We start from the raw sequence: 15,278 nt of genomic DNA on the forward strand, positions 1-15,278 counted from the left end.
ATCGGTCCGGCATGACAAGGAGATGCCACCATGGCGAAAAACGTTCTCACCTACGATCTGGTGGAGCCTCTCAATGGCGCCACGTCTGCCAGGTTCAACATCGACGCAGGCGACGGCAACCTCACCATTGACTGGCTCACCGGAGGCGAGCCGCTGCTGGCAGGGGGCACCCTGCAGTACCTGGAAAGGCAAGGGCAGCCCATGCGGACTCTGGTCTCGTTTCTCGGCGAGGCTACGCTAACACTGGAGGGAGGGGATCAGGGACAGTCCTGGTTCCGCCTGCCTTGGGCAGCCTGCAACGGGGCCACCGAGTGGAACATCCACCTCAATCCCACAGTCTCGTCCGATATCACCGCCCACAGCAACGGCGGCAACGTCAGGCTGAACCTGGCCAGCATGGCTGTCACCAGAGTCACGGCCGATACCGGCGGAGGCAACATGGAAGTGATCCTGCCCGACAACGCCACCAACCTCACCGTCTCTGCCAAGACGGGCGCGGGAAACGTACTGGTCAGCCTCCCAAGCGGCCTCGCAGCACGCATCCACGCTACCACCGGACTGGGTAAGGTGATCGTGGACCCGAGCTTCAGCCAGACCGACAAACACACCTACCAATCATCCGACTACGATACCGCCGCCAACAGGGTCGAGCTCACCCTCAGCAGCGGCGCGGGCAACGTGAACGTCACCACCAGGTAGAGCGCGACCCCGCCCTGGCCGCTCGGCTGTCTGGGCCGGCCGGTGCGGGGTAGTACGCTCCTGGCCGCGGGTTGGTGCAGCCAGCCCTCGCGGGATGCCGTGCGCCGGGGCGGCGAGGTGACACTGCAGAAAGTCACATGCAGTCCGGTGGCGAGAACTCTCTCGGCAAACCCACTAGCAAGGAGATAGGTCATGGTGAATCTACTCAGAAGCCGGAACGGGATGAACATCGTCGGGCAGGGCGGCAAGATCATCCTCTTTGTTCTGCCGTCGTTGGCTATGGCCATGCTGGCTCACAGGTACCTGCCCCACATCGCGGCACTGCCCGAGAGCATCTCCTTCACCAGACCCCTCGGGTACGTGCTGCTTGTTCCTGGGCTGCTCCTCTGGGGGGCCGCAGTGGGCCAGTTGCTGGTGGGCTTCTCCGGAGGCAGGCTGGTGACCACCGGGGCTTACGGGATCGTTCGCAACCCCATCTACTCCAGCGCCACCTTCTTCATCCTCCCGGCCGTGGCGCTGTTGACGTCCACGTGGGTGTACTTCGTCGTCTCAATCTTCCTGTACGTCGGTGTCACCGTTTTCATCGGCGCCGAGGAGAAGAAACTGGAGAAGGCCTTCGGCAACGAGTACCGGCAGTACACTGCCAGGGTCGGCCGGCTGGTCCCGTTCAGGCGACCTTGACGGCGCCTATGCGCTGCCGCCTCCCCGCACAGAACACTGACAGCGAGGCCTCACACTACGCCCGGCGGCGCTACCTCGGCCTACGTCACCGTGGCGCCTACCACCCAGAGCACCTCGAGGTCGCCAGAAGGCAGGGCACCTCGCCCCGATCTGCCTGACTGAACCGGAGCGGGCGATGGCAGTCCGATCGCGTCGCCTTGGGCCGCGCGGCCCTCACGGCTCTAGGGGAAGGCCACCTACCGTGCGTAGGGGTCCGCCGCGTCCCGCAAGCCGTCACCCAGGATGTTCATGCTCAACACGGTTATGATCACCGCCAGGCCCGGGATCAGCAGCCATGGCGCCAGCACGATGGACTGGAGGTTCTGGGCCTCCTGCAGGAGGACTCCCCAACTGATGGCTGGGGGCCGCAGGCCTAGTCCCAAGAAGCTCAGAAAAGTCTCGTTGATGATCATCACTGGCACGGCTAGGGTGCTGGCCGCGATGATGTGGCTGGCGATGGCGGGCATGATGTGGCGCATGATGATGCGCGCCGAGCTGCACCCCGAAAGCCGCGCCGCCATGACGAAGTCCTCTTCTCGCAGAGCGAGGAACCGCCCCCGCACCTCGCGCCCTAACGTGGTCCACCCGATCAGACTGAGGATGATGGTGATGGCAAAGTACACCTGCTCTACCGACCACGTGCGCGGCATGGCGGCAGTCAGAGCCATCCAGATGGGAACCGGCGGCAGCGACTGCAGCATCTCGATCACGCGCTGCACAATCAGGTCGGTCAGGCCTCCAAAGTACCCGGAGACGCCACCCAAGACCATGCCCAACACGATGCTCAGGAAGACAGAGACCAATCCAATGGAGAGCGAAACCTGAGTAGCGTACATCAGGCGGGACCACTGATCCCGTCCTAGCCGATCCGTCCCCAAGAAGTGGATGCGCACGTCCGCGTGATCGCTCGCGGGGCCCACGAGATGCACATCCCAAGCGAACAGGCCCAGCACCTCGTAGGGATGACCGCGCACGAGGAAGGCGAGGGGTATCCTACGCTCTCTGTCGATCTGCCATTCCATCCGCAGCGTCTTGGGGTTGCGCTGGCCCTGCACCCCGTAGACAAAGGGACGCAGGCGACCCTGCTCGAAGAAGTGGATCGTCTGAACGGGGATGAAGAGCTCGGTAGTGATGGCCTGGTTGGGGTCCTGGGTAGCGAAAAACCCCGGCGCAGCAGCCACGACCACCACTGCCAGCAGGACCAGACCACTGAGGAGCGCCAGGCGGTGGCGCCTGAAGCGCCACCAGATTAGCTTCCAACTGGGCGCTACATAGAAGGCTTCCGCCTCTTCCGCCAGGGCCGGGGGCGCTATGACACCTGCCTCCTCCGCCCCCGCTTCGTCCGAACGGGGTACTGCCTCTCCGCGCCCCGTTCCCGTGTCCACTATCTCTCCACCCGGATACGCGGATCCGCCCAAGCCAGCAGGAGGTCGGAGATCAGAGTGCCGAGGATGGCCAGGAGACAGTAGATGAGGACTATGGCCCCTGCCAGGAACATATCCTGGTTGATGAGCGAGCGGAGCATGAGCGGCCCAATAGTGGGCAGATTCAGGACGGTGGCCACGATCAGGCTGCCGGAGAAGATCTGGGGCAGGTACCAGCCGATGCTGCTGATCAGAGGGTTGATGGCCAGCCGAACCGGATAGCGCAGCACCACCTTCCACTCGGGCAGGCCCTTGGCCCGTGCCATGGCCACGTAGGGCTTATGCAGCTCATCCAGCAGGTTGGCACGCATGATCCGCGCCAGTCGGGCCGTACCGCTGAGGCCGAGGATGATCACTGGCACCCAGATGTGCCGAAGCAGGTCTATCACCCTCTCAAGGCTCCACGGCGCGTTCACGTACTCGGGCGAGAAAAGCCCGGTCACACTGATGCCAAGATACCTGAAGGCCAGCCACATCAGTACCAGAGCGACCAGAAAGGAGGGCGTGGCCACTCCGACGTAGTTGAGGACCGCGAACAGGTAGTCACCCCAAGAGTACTGATGCGTAGCGGAGTAAATGCCGACCGGAACCGCCACTGCCCAGGTGAGCAGCAGGGTCAGCAGGGCGATGACCACCGTCAGCACCAGGCGCTCCTGAATGAGCTGCAGGTTGGAGCGCTGCCAGTCCAGGGAGACCCCCAGATCCCCGTGCATCACCCTGGTAACCCACTTCAGGTACTGCACCGCAACGGGCTGGTCCAGGCCGTAGAGTTGGCGCAAGGCGTCGATCTGCGCCCGGTCCATCGAGGTCCCAGAGGCCGCCAGCTGAGCGATGTAGCTGGTCAGGAAGTCCCCTGGCGGTGCCTGGATCACGAAGAAGGCGAACACAGAGAACAGGAAGAGCAACAACGGCAAGAGCAGCAACCGCTTGATGACATATGCAATCATACGGGCATGACTCCGAAGGGCCGGTCCACTGAGGTGGTGGCTGGGGGGCTTGCAGCCGAGCATCCGCCTGCGCGGATGCAGCAGCCCGTCGGCCTGTGCCGACGGCCGGCGCGCATGCGCCCCCCAGCCCCGCCTTCAGAGGGCCCCGCTGGGCGAAGACACGCCCTCACGCGTGCCTTCGCCCGGGCACTAAGGTCACCGCTTGAAGAAGTACTGCTCGGGACGGGTGTTGCCCGGCGTGCGGAGCGGCCAGTCGTTGCCTGCCGTCTCAGGGACGTTACGCATGTCCTTGTTGACGACCACCACCCCCTGAACCATCGGCGTTAGGCCCACCGTCCCCAGTTCCCACACGTTGTCGGCCCAGATACGGAAGAGCTCCTGAGCCAGCTCGATCTGGCGTTCGCGGCTCGACACCTTGGCCTCGTCTATGATCTCCACCAGCCGCTTGATCTCGGGCGGCGGCTCCATGCCCTCCGCACCGCCGGTCTCGTACCACTTGCGGAACAGCGGCCCGAAGGTCAAGGCGATGGTGCTGCGGGGATCCTGCTTGGGCTGCCCGGTGAAGGGGAAGCCAGTGGTGTCATCGTTCCAGATCTCGATCATTAGGTCGTTGGTGTCTCGCATCTGGAAGCCGAGGGCACGCTCGCGGATCTCCACGTGGGCGCGCACCCCCACGTCGGCCCAGTTCTGCACCACGATCTGGCCCACATCCGGCCAGTTGGCGAACGCCGGTATGACCTGGATCTCCAGGTCCAGACGCTCCCCGTTCGGCAGGAGCCGGAAGCCATCGCCATCGCGCTGGTCCAGGCCGATGCTGTCCAGGAGCTCGTTGGCTTTGTCGAGGTCTCGCTCGATGTACTTGTAGGCCCATTCATCACCCGGGTAGTAGGGGTGCCACGGTGCCGGCACGGGCTGCCGCGGCTCGCCCAGCCCCAGGAACGCCGTCTCTCTGATCTGCTCCCGGTCCATAGCGTGTGAGAGGGCGATGCGGAAGTCCTTTACCCGCAGCAACTCCCCGATGGCCGGGTTGTTGACGAAGGTCTGGTTGCACATCAGCACCGCGTCGCAGCCACCGAAGGTCGGCCAGGTGAGTACGCGGTAGCCACCCTTCTCGGCGTTCTCCACCAAGACCGGGTAGTTGGTCATGTTGATGTGCCGGCCCTGCATGTCAATCTCGCCGGCCACAGCAGCCAGGTTCAGGCCCTCTACATCGGCGAAGAAGGTGAACCGGAGATGGTCAATGTAGGGCAGCTGGTTGCCCTCCGGGTCGACCGCGAAGTAGTAGGGGTTGCGCTTCAGGGCGAAGATCTGATCCGAAACGGTGGAACCGTCCGGGACCCACGCAGCGGTGCTGGGGCGCTTGCCCCCTACGTGCGGCATGGCCTCTACCGCAAACAGCTCCACCCAGGTCTCGAAGCCGGCCGCCTTGACCTTAGCGTCCAGCTCTTCCTTTTCCACGAAATCCGGATGGAACTGCTTCAGGTAGTGGGCCGGCACGAAGGATAGGTTCATGATGGCCTTGTCGGCCCCATCCTTGTTGGCCAGTTCCAGGAGGAAGACGGTGTTGGGCCCCTGATAGACCCACTGCACCGTGTAATCGTCCAGCTTCTCCACCTTGGCCACCGAGCCATCCGCGTTTCGCATCCAGCCGGGCACGCTCGGGCTCAGCTCCTCGTTGAGTACGATGTGCTCGTACCAGAACATGATGTCGTCGGCGGTGAAGGGCTCGCCGTCGGACCATTTCATCCCCGGCCGCAGGTGCAGCTTCCAGGTGGTGAAGTCCTCGCTGGACTCCCACCCCTTGATGATGTGAGGCACGACGTCACCGCCGTCAGGGGTGAACCGCACCAGAGCATCGTAGGCCACGCGGGTATAGTTGTTGTGATCGGACGGACCCAGGAAACCACGCCTCCAGGTGCCACCGTACTGGCCGATCTCCTCCACCACTGGTTGCACTAGGGGCTCCTCTGGCAGGCGCTCGTCAACGGGAGGAAGAGCGCCCTGGTCCACCAACTCCTTGAGCATGGGAGCTTCCCGGTACCGGGCAGGCACGGCAGTGGCTGCCGTCACCGGTGCGACAGTAGGCCCCTCGGTCGCAGCCGGCGTGGCAGTTGGCGCCTCAGGTGGAGGCGCGGCCGGAGTACCCGTGGGTGCCGCGGTGGCAGCGGGACGACAGGCGGAAGCCACTGTAGCGGATGCGACCAAGCCAGCGTACCCCATGAACTGACGTCTGGTAAGCTTCCTCTCGCTCATCCTATCCCTCCGCTGTAACCCCTGGCGAGAGACCTCGCCGCAGTGTGGACGCGATGCTGGTTCCTCGAAGGTCGGCCAACGCCGCTAGATTGGTTCGTTTCCCTGTCTCACCTCCTTACCGTGCTCAGTGAAAGGGCGGCTGAAGCAACTCACCTGTCTCAGTCATATTGTACTTTGTGCGCGGGCAGTGTTCAATGGGTTTGTATTGGTGTGATGCGCCCAAATGCGAGCGCCAGGGACTGCAGGGGAGTGTGACGCCTGCCAGAGGGGATGCAGACCATGAGCCCATCGGTTCGCATTGCCCCGTCCACAAAGGAGCCAAACGTGAGGAACGCACACACTGCGCGTTTGACGGCCGCACAGCCAACGACGAGCTCGTAAGGAACGCGCCGGACAGTGGGGACCTGGCCGGCGATGACTATGGCCTCTCCCCCGACGAGCAGGGGAACCGCCTCCAGGTTTCGCCACAGCTTCCGAACCGCTGCCCGGCGGGCGAACCTACACGAGTGGATCAGAGCAGGCCCGGAACCGGTGGAATGGCCGCTCGACCCCTAACGGTGTAACCGCGACAGACTCAGTGCCGTGGCTGCGCGGCTCAGTGCACGCGGCGAGGCTGGACCGATGGACCCAGTTAGAGTCGCGTGACGTGGCGGAAGAGTGGGTTGACGAAAGGGCCACCGTGTGCTTCTTGAGCTTGTCCGGTAAGACAGCAGCAAGGAGGACACAGTGGCCGAGGAAAGGATGGGGGCAGTTGAGCGGTTGTGCAAAGGGCAGGGAGGGGAACTGGAGAGGTGAGCATGGACACACAACCACGTCTAGCTCAGTCAGCGGGCGAATCCATGAGGCTCAATCAGGAGGAGATCTCCCTCTACGTGGTGAGACGCATCGCCGCGCTCGGAATCGGTGCGGCCCTCCTTGCCTGGTGGACTCTGCTGCCCTCGGCTGCACCTGAATCGGCTGTGTTCGTCTGGGTGCCCCTGATCGCTGTCATCTGGCTCTGTGCCTACCTGGCCTCCACTCAGCGGCCACGGCTCTCGGCTCACCTTACCGTCTTGGGCGCTGTGGCCGCGGTCATCATACCGGCTGTTGTCTATGGCATTGGTGAGGCCACGTGTGGCTTCGTCATTGCCGTCCTGGTGGCCGGCTCCCTCTACGGACCGTGGGTCGGCGTCGGGGTGGCCCTGGCACTCGCAGCCATCACTCCCTCACTTAGCGCTGCCCATCCCTGGCGTCTGCCGGTCATCCTCATCCTGAGCACCGGTGCCTGCCAGTGGGTGATCCTGAGGCCCCTTGCTTCGCTTCTAGAGCGGTCGTGGCAGCGAAGCGCGAGAGCCACTGAGCTGGCAGAAGCACTAAGGGACCACCAAGGCGAGCTGAACCGCGCCCTCACCGCGCTTGACCTCACTAACCGCCTGCTTCAGCGTACCAACCACGAACTAGCAGCTGCCCGGCGGGAGGCGGAGGAGGCCCGACAACAGAGAGAGGATTTCGCCGTCAACATCAGCCACGAACTGCGCACACCCCTCAACATCATCCTCGGCTTCACCGAGATCATGCATCAGTCCCCCGAGGTGTATGGCCAGGTACACTGGCCGCCCACCCTGCGCCGGGACCTGACCGAGATCTATCGTAGCGCCCGCTACCTCTCCGACATGGTTGACGACGTGCTCGAGCTAGCCCGGATGGAGGCATCCCTGCTGCCTATCCGGCGGGAACCAACCGACCTGGCCACCCTCATCCGCGAAGCCGCCGACATCGCGGCCGCCCTATGGCGCGGACGGCCCATCGAGTTCATCGCCGACCTCGCCCCCGACTTGCCTTCTCTTTTCCTGGACCGCACACGAATCCGCCAGGTGCTCCTCAACCTCCTCGCCAACGCCAGCCGCTACACCGAGCAGGGGGCCATCAAGGTCTCTGCACACGTCCAGGACACTGACGTTCTGGTGTCGGTGGCCGACACGGGGGTGGGCATCCCGGCAGATCAGTTGGACGTCATCTTCAACGAGTTTCGCCAGGTGGACGCCTGGCGTCAGGGGGAGGCACAGGGAAAGGGCCTGGGGCTGGCGATAGCCAAGCGCTTCGTGCAGCTACACGGCGGCAGCATCTGGGCCGAGAGCGAGGTGGGCCGAGGAAGCACCTTCCACTTTACCCTGCCCCTGGAGCGCAAGGACTTCTCCCGCCTGCGTGCAGCGAACAAGGCCCCCTTGCCCACCAATCCATTCGCTAGGACGGTCATAGTCCTCGATGAGGACGAGCTATCCACGTGGCATCTGCAGCGCCACCTGGAGGGCTATCGAGTGGTGCACGCCGCCAACCCGGAGCAGCTGCCCGCCATGTGCCAGGAGATTCACCCTGACGCGGTGGTGGTCAACTCCAGGAACGCCGACAGCCGCTTGCTGGATGGCTGCAGTGCCGCGGTAGTGCGCATCGAGTGCGCCCTGCCTACCGCCGCTACCCTCCTGCAGCGGGGGCGCTTCCGCACCATTCTCAACAAGCCGGTCAGTCAGGCCGAGTTGGTCGCAGCCCTGCAGCAGGTAGTCCCGACGGGGGATGTGCTGATCGTCGACGACGATCGGGCTTTCGTACAGCTGGTGGTCCGCATCCTGGCCGCCAGCGGCGCCTCCTACCACGCTTCCTGGGCGTACTCGGCGGACGAAGGGTTGGCCAAAGCGCGCCGATCGTCCCCAGACGTTATCCTGGTAGACTTGGTCATGCCGGGCAAGAGCGGCATGGCCATGGCCGAAGCCCTGGCCGCGGACGCCGAGCTTAGCCGCATACCCCTCATCGGCGTCACAGGGGCGGCCATGATGTTGGCCGGGAAACCCGGAGACAGCAACCGCTTCGTCCTCGAGCGCCCCCGCGGCCTGCGGGATCAGGCGGTGATCGGCTTGATCAAGCAGTCGCTGGAGCTGGTGAGATCGGACTACTCGGCTGAGCTTGACAGCGCTCCAGGGCCGTCAGCAACTCCATCCGCGACACCGGCTTCTTGAGGCAAGCTGCCGCCCCCAGAGCCTGAGCCAAGCCGGGGTCGTGAAACACCGAGCAGACCACCACCGGCATGTCCCTCGTCTCCGGCTGAGTGTGCAGTGTCTGCAGGATGGTCCAGCCGTCCTGCTGCGGCATCATCAGGTCGAGAACGATCACCGCCGGCTTCATCCGCCGCGCCATCTCCACCGTCAGCCTGGGATCGGGGACGTTGACCATCCGCCAGCCCGGGCTATCCGCCAGGTAGCGCCGGTAGAGCTCAGCCGCCGCCTGGTTGTCCTCCACCACGAGCACCAGCCGCGGCTCCTCCACCTTCACCCGCAACCCCAAGGTAATGTCCTCGCCAGCTGTCTCCAGGTGCCAACCCAGGTGCTGAGACTCGGCCAGGCCGTGCAGAGGGCGAAGCAGATCATCCGGCAGGGAGGCAGCGGAACGGAATCGTACCTGGATGCAGACCTCGCCCCCATCCTCTCCGGCGCGAAGTTCCACCCCGGCACAGTCGCACACCTGCAAGGCCATGCTCAGGGCCTGTACCAGCACCTGCCGCAGTAGACCCTCGTCGGCGCTGATGGCCGGAAGGGCGGCCAGCTTCGTCCTCAGTGAAACACTGCGCCGCCTGGCCAGGATGGTGACGGCCTGCAGCACTTGGCGCAGGACCGCGCCCAGGTCCAGCCGGCGCGGGTGAGAGACAACCTGCCGCAGTTCGGCCTCCCAGGCTTCTTCTTCGCTGCGCTCGGGAGCTCGGCCGGAGCTGTAGGTGGTCAGCACCTTGGCCAGCTCCGCCTCGGCCCGGCGGAGCTCGCGATACGCCTGGCGCTCCCCAACTCCGAGCTCATCGGCCACCTGCTTGACGGTCATCTCCTCGAGGTACCGGAGCGAAAGAACGTGGTAGCTACGGGCACTGTGGTCCGTAAACGACGTGGACCTGACGGGGCGCAGGCGTTCGATGGCGCTCAGCAGGGTGCGGCGTAGGAGCTGGGCGCGCAACTCCAGGTCGGTCTGAACGGCGATGTCGGGCAGCGCGCCGGCCAGGGCCCCCTGGGCGAGAACGACGTTTTCGTAGAGGTGCTCGAGCGCATCGCGCACCTCCTGCGGTCGCACTGCCGATGGGCTTGATTCCACCGACTACCTCTGCCGGGAGCTCACCTGCACCGCTCAGTATGTCAAAACATGTCAGACTGAGGCCAACACGGCCAACGACGGCCGATGTAGAATGCAGTATAAGGTTCCCAGCCCAGTAGCAGCAACCGGCCTGCTCGAGGTGCCATCCTCATACCTGCCCGCAACGGGCGACGACGCGGCCGGTGAGAAAGGAGGGGTGCGCAACAGCCAGCATGATCCATACGGTACAGGGGTGCTTTGGTCAGATTGGGGACAGGCAGGTCCCAGACCGAGGAGGCGAACCGTGAGGGAGAACAGGCTTACGAGACGGTCGTTGTTGGCAATGTCGCTGAAGGTGGGCGCCGGCCTGGGCGCCATGGCCGCACTTGCCGCTTGCGGGGCTGCCACGCCACCTGCCCCGTCAGAGGGCGCCACCTCGGCCCCGGCGGCTGAAGCCGCCACCCAGCCGCCAGCCGCGCCCGCGGAAAGGATTGTCCTGCGCTACACTTACGATGAGACCCCCGGAGAGACAACCTGGAACGCCAAGATCAAGGCGGACTACGAGGCGGCCAACCCCGGCATCGAGGTCCGTCCGGAGCCCTCAGTCGAAGGCTGGGTGGAGAAGACCATAGCCGCTATGGTCGCCGGTACCGCTCCAGACATTCTCATCGCTTGGGGTTCCATATTCGCGAGCTTCGCCTCGCGCGGCGGCTACGAGGATATCACCGACACGGTGAAAGCGTGGCCCGACTACGATGACTTCTGGCCCAACGCCATCAACGAGCTGGGCGTCATGGACGGGAAGATCTACGCCGTCCCTTACTGCTTCGACCCCGTGACCATCTTCTACTATCACGAGAAGCTGCTGGACGAGGCCGGAGTGCCTTACCCCAACGACACCTGGACGTACGATGACTTCATGCAAAGCTGCATCGCGCTGACCAAGAAGGATGAATCGGGGAAGGTCGTGCAGTGGGGGTTCAACGGCTCCGAGACCACCTCCAGCGGAGGCCTGGGCCGCGCAATGGCAGCCGTCTGGGCCTACGGCGGCGACAAGTACAACGAGGACATGACCCGCTGCTTGCTGGCGGAGCCCGAGGCCCTGGAGGCGATCAACCTCTTTTGGAGGCTGAAATCGGAGTACCAGGCGTCGCCAACGCCCGAACAGATGGGTGGGATGTCCTACTACCAGATGTTCGCCAGCGGCCAATGCGCCATGCAGACCACCGGCCCCTGGGCGATCACCACGTACCTCGAGATGATCCAGGATCCGGAGCTCGCCAATCAGTGGGAGGTGGGACCGCCCCCGAGCGGCCCGAAGGGCAGGTTCGCTGTCGGTTCTGGCAACCTCTGGGGTCTGTGGAGTGGCGGCCAGCATAAGCCCGAGGCCCTGGCGCTGCTGCGGTTCATGACCGACCCCGACCGGGCAAAGGAAGTGGGTAGCATCGCCAACCGAGTGCCTGCACGCAAGTCGGCGGCAGACTCGTTCGGCGATCCCGACAAGAGGCCCGAGAATGAGTCCGTGTTCCCGGCTGCCTTGGAGTATGCCCTCCCCATCAAGTACCATCCCACGAAGGATGCTGAAGTGAGCGACATCATCGCCACGGCCTGGGAGGAGTTCATGATCCTAGAGAAGCGCACGCCTGAGGAAGCTTTGACCGAGGCATGCGCCAAGGTGGACAAGCTGCTTCAGGAGGGTTAGCCCCGTAGGGTAACAGCCATGCACTCCACTGCCGGTCGTGGAGTGCATGGCCGTCGTTCAGCAGAAGCACAAGACCACACGAGGAGCGGCAATGGCGACTGGAGTGCCACAGGCCCGCGCCCGCCTGGGAGTCCGGCGGCTGAAGCAGGCGCAGCAGGAGAACGCCGCTGGCTATCTGTTCATCTCCCCCTGGCTGGTCGGGTTCTTCGTGTTCACGGCCGGGCCCATGGCCATATCGCTGGGTCTCAGCCTGCTGAAGACAGACCTGCTGCGACCGTCCACTTTCGTCGGGCTCGACAACTTCGTGGCGTTGGTGGACGACGAGCTCTTCTGGAAGAGTCTGCGGAACACTGCCTACTACTCGCTCTTCAGCGTGGCCCTGGGGATGCTAGCCTCTCTGGCCCTGGCTTTCGTCATGAACGTGCGCCTCAGCGGTATCCGCCTCTTTCGGACCATCTACTACTTGCCCGCCGTGCTCCCCAGCGCTCCCGTCGCCATCCTCTGGCGCCAGATATTCAACCCGGAACGGGGGCTGGCCAACTACCTGCTCGACCTGCTGAACCTTCCGCCGCAAAAGTGGATATACAGCGAGCGGCTGGCCCTGCCCTGCCTTATCGCCATGAGCCTGTGGGGGATCGGCTCCAGCCTGATGATCTACCTGGCCGGCCTGCAGGGCATTCCCACCGACCTCTACGAGGCAGCCCAGATAGACGGCGCAGGCTGGTGGCCCAAGCTCCGACGGGTCACCCTCCCCATGCTCTCGCCCACAATCTTCTTCAACTTGATCATGAGCATCATCGGCTCCTTCATGGTCTTCACCGCCTCTTACGTCATGACTCAGGGTGGCCCGAACAACGCGACTCTCACCTACGTGCTCTACCTCTACAACAGCGCTTTCCGCTACTTCAAGTTCGGCTATGCATCGGCGCTGGCCTGGGTGCTCTTCTTTGTCGTCCTGGGCCTGACGGCACTGGTCTTCCGGTCTTCTCCCATGTGGGTCTACTACGAGAGCGAGCTGCGCTAAGGGCGGTACCGACATCGAGATGAACAGAGCGACGGAAGCAACGGTGCAGGCACCAGCATCAGTCAGACGGGCCCCGCTCATCGCTGCCTGGGGCAGCCGCCGGGTCCGCCGGGCTGCGGGCCGACTAGCGCTCTACTTGGTGCTGGCGGCCGGATCGGTAGTGTTCCTCCTGCCCTTCTACTACATGCTCAACATGGCCGTATCTACTCCCGCTAGCATTGGCAAGTACCCGCCCGACTGGATCCCGAGACCAATCATGCTATCCAACTTTCCCGAAGGTTGGGTGGCTTACTACAATTTCACCAAGTACCTCCGCAACACCCTTCTCATTACCAGCGCGACACTGGTGGGCCAATTGGTGTCCTGCACGCTGGTAGGCTACGGCTTCGCCCGCCTGCGTTTCTATGGAAGAGGGGTGTGGTTCGTCATTCTCCTCAGCACCATGATGCTACCCAGCCAGGTCACCCTCGTCCCCCAGTACGTCATCTTCGCCAAGCTGAAGTGGGTCAACACCTACAAGCCGCTCATCGTCCCGGCCTACTTCGGCAGTGCTTTCTACATCTTCCTCCTGCGGCAGTTCTTCATGACTCTGCCACGCGACCTCGATGACGCCGCTCGGATAGATGGGTGCGGCTACTTGAGCATCCTGCTCCGAGTGCTGCTGCCCCTATGCAAACCCCCGCTCATCGCTGTGGGCGTCTTCTCCTTCGTCAGCCACTGGAGCGACTTCTTCGGCCCCCTCATCTACCTCAACGACCCGGAGAAATGGACCCTCGTCCTGGGCACCACGGCTCTGGTAACCTCCTGGGGCCACACCTTCATCCACATGGGCTACGTGATGGCGGTGACCACTCTCGTGGTTGTCCCCGTCCTGGTCATATACTTCTGGGCCCAGCGGTATTTTATCGAGGGGATCACGCTTACAGGTGTGCGCGGCTAGCGCGCCACGACCAACGCTACCCACGCTTCGATCCGTGCGCCGGGTAGGAGTTCATGGATCACCAGTGCGCGCTCATCAACACTTTCTAGGAGGCAAGCGTTATGGGGGCTAGGACGGTGAAGATCGTGCTCATCGGCGCCGGCAGCGCCAGCTTCGGCCTGGGCACCCTGCGCGATATCGTGCAGAGCCCCGAGCTCACCGGGTCGCAGGTGGCCCTCGTTGATCTGAACCAGCAGGCGGTGCAGGACATCGCCCGGCTGGCCCAGATGATGAGCGACGCCGTCGGGGCCGAGCTGAGCATCATGGCGACCACCGAGCGACAGGAGGCGCTGCCCGGCGCCGATTTTGTGATTGTCTCCATCGAGCGCGACCGAGAGCGGCTCTGGCAGCTGGACTTCCAGGTGCCTGTGAGACACGGCATCAAGCAGGTATTGGGCGAGAACGGCGGCCCTGGCGGGCTCTTCCACTCGCTGCGGAACATCCCGCCGCTGCTCGCGATCGCCCGCGACATGGAACGCCTGTGCCCCCAAGCCCTGATGGTCAACTTCAGCAATCCGATGAGCCGCCTGTGCCTAGCGCTGGCACGCTACACTCACGTTTCCTTCGTTGGCCTGTGCCATGGCGTGCATAACCACCGCACCCGTCTGGGCCAGATCATGGACTACGATGCTGCCGACATGGTGCCGCTCGCCGCCGGTATCAACCACTTCACCTGGATCCTGGAGCTACACAGCGGGAGCACGGGCGAGGATCTCTACCCGCTGCTCCGTGAGCGCAGTGCTACTTACGATCCCAGCTTCCTTCCCCTCAGCCGCTACCTCTTCGAGAAGGTGGGACTGTTCCCCTCGCCCGGGTGTGACCACGCCGGGGAGTACCTGGGCTGGGCCTGGCAGTTTGTCGGCCTCAAGGGGCCAGACCTGGAAGGGAGCGAGCGCTACCGCAACCAGCTCTGGGAGCGGATCGGGCGCCTCCTCGGGGGCAAGGAAGAACTGGGCGACCTGGTGACCAGGCGTTCCGGTGAGCGAGCGGTCGACATCATCAGCGCCATGGCCTCAGGGAAGGGGGGCTATGAGTGGGCCGTCAACCTCCCCAATCGTGGCCACATCGAGAACCTCCCCGACGGCGTCATCGTGGAGGTGCCGGCCACGGTCAGCGCTGGCGGCATCCACGGAGTGCACGTGGGCGCGCTTCCAGAAGGGGCCGCGGTGCCCCTGCGCCAGCAGGCGGCAGTCCAGGATCTCGTGGTCGAGGCCGGTGTGACCGGTAGCCGGCAGGTAGCACTGCAGGCGCTGCTAGCGGACCCGGTGGTGCAGGATGCGCGCGCGGCCGAGGTTGTGCTCGACGAGCTCCTCGCCGCCCAGGCGGACTACCTGCCTCAGTTCGCCTAGGCTCCGCCGCCGGGCCTACCGATCAGCCGAGGACTGGTCCTCACCATGACCACAGGGATGATGCGCACGCCTGTGACGCCCTGGCCGCCTCAACT

At 64.2% G+C, this 15,278-nt stretch carries 11 protein-coding genes; 7 read left to right on the forward strand and 4 right to left on the reverse strand.

Annotated features, from left to right (window positions below; all coding sequences use genetic code 11):
- The first annotated feature begins 30 nt into the window (after positions 1–30).
- Together HPY83_03005 and HPY83_03010 are read left to right on the forward strand one after the other, a co-directional pair.
- On the forward strand, positions 31–699 hold the full coding sequence (locus tag HPY83_03005) for a hypothetical protein (protein ID NPV06917.1): 669 nt from the start codon (positions 31–33) through the stop codon (positions 697–699).
- A 192-nt stretch (positions 700–891) separates the two neighbouring features.
- On the forward strand, positions 892–1,380 hold the full coding sequence (locus tag HPY83_03010) for an isoprenylcysteine carboxylmethyltransferase family protein (GenBank protein ID NPV06918.1): 489 nt from the start codon (positions 892–894) through the stop codon (positions 1,378–1,380).
- Positions 1,381–1,616: 236 nt separating this feature from the next.
- Here the strand turns inward: HPY83_03010 and HPY83_03015 are convergent, their stop codons facing one another.
- The 3 genes from HPY83_03015 to HPY83_03025 all read right to left on the reverse strand — a co-directional run bounded on the left by HPY83_03015 (position 1,617) and on the right by HPY83_03025 (position 6,043).
- Positions 1,617–2,732, reverse strand: coding sequence for an ABC transporter permease (locus HPY83_03015; protein ID NPV06919.1), 1,116 nt, complete (start codon positions 2,730–2,732; stop codon positions 1,617–1,619).
- Positions 2,733–2,803: 71 nt separating this feature from the next.
- A complete protein-coding gene (locus HPY83_03020; protein ID NPV06920.1) occupies positions 2,804–3,790 on the reverse strand; it encodes an ABC transporter permease in 987 nt (328 codons plus the stop codon).
- Positions 3,791–3,985: 195 nt separating this feature from the next.
- The gene (locus HPY83_03025) at positions 3,986–6,043 is read right to left on the reverse strand and encodes an ABC transporter substrate-binding protein (protein ID NPV06921.1); all 2,058 of its coding nucleotides are present in this window, start codon (positions 6,041–6,043) and stop codon (positions 3,986–3,988) included.
- A gap of 797 nt (positions 6,044–6,840) precedes the next feature.
- Here HPY83_03025 and HPY83_03030 point away from each other — a divergent pair.
- Complete coding sequence (locus HPY83_03030; protein NPV06922.1) at positions 6,841–9,033, forward strand: response regulator; 2,193 nt, start codon at positions 6,841–6,843, stop codon at positions 9,031–9,033.
- Here the strand turns inward: HPY83_03030 and HPY83_03035 are convergent.
- Entirely contained in the window at positions 8,936–10,150 is a 1,215-nt protein-coding gene (locus HPY83_03035) for a response regulator (GenBank protein ID NPV06923.1), read from the reverse strand. The genes HPY83_03030 and HPY83_03035 overlap by 98 nt on opposite strands.
- A 283-nt stretch (positions 10,151–10,433) precedes the next feature.
- Between HPY83_03035 and HPY83_03040 the strand changes: the two genes are divergently transcribed.
- The 4 genes from HPY83_03040 (at position 10,434) to HPY83_03055 (ending at position 15,183) form a co-directional block, all read left to right on the forward strand.
- Positions 10,434–11,831, forward strand: a complete 1,398-nt coding sequence (locus tag HPY83_03040) for a sugar ABC transporter substrate-binding protein (GenBank protein ID NPV06924.1) — start codon at positions 10,434–10,436, stop codon at positions 11,829–11,831.
- Positions 11,832–11,922: 91 nt separating this feature from the next.
- Positions 11,923–12,855, forward strand: a complete 933-nt coding sequence (locus tag HPY83_03045) for a sugar ABC transporter permease (GenBank protein NPV06925.1) — start codon at positions 11,923–11,925, stop codon at positions 12,853–12,855.
- Between the two features lie 19 nt (positions 12,856–12,874).
- Positions 12,875–13,795: a carbohydrate ABC transporter permease gene (locus HPY83_03050; GenBank protein ID NPV06926.1), complete on the forward strand. Its 921-nt coding sequence runs from the start codon at positions 12,875–12,877 to the stop codon at positions 13,793–13,795.
- Between the two features lie 101 nt (positions 13,796–13,896).
- A complete protein-coding gene (locus HPY83_03055; GenBank protein NPV06927.1) occupies positions 13,897–15,183 on the forward strand; it encodes an alpha-glucosidase/alpha-galactosidase in 1,287 nt (428 codons plus the stop codon).
- Positions 15,184–15,278: the final 95 nt, after the last annotated feature.

The sequence above is a fragment of the Anaerolineae bacterium genome (assembly GCA_013178015.1).
Classification (GTDB): domain Bacteria; phylum Chloroflexota; class Anaerolineae; order DRVO01; family DRVO01; genus Ch71.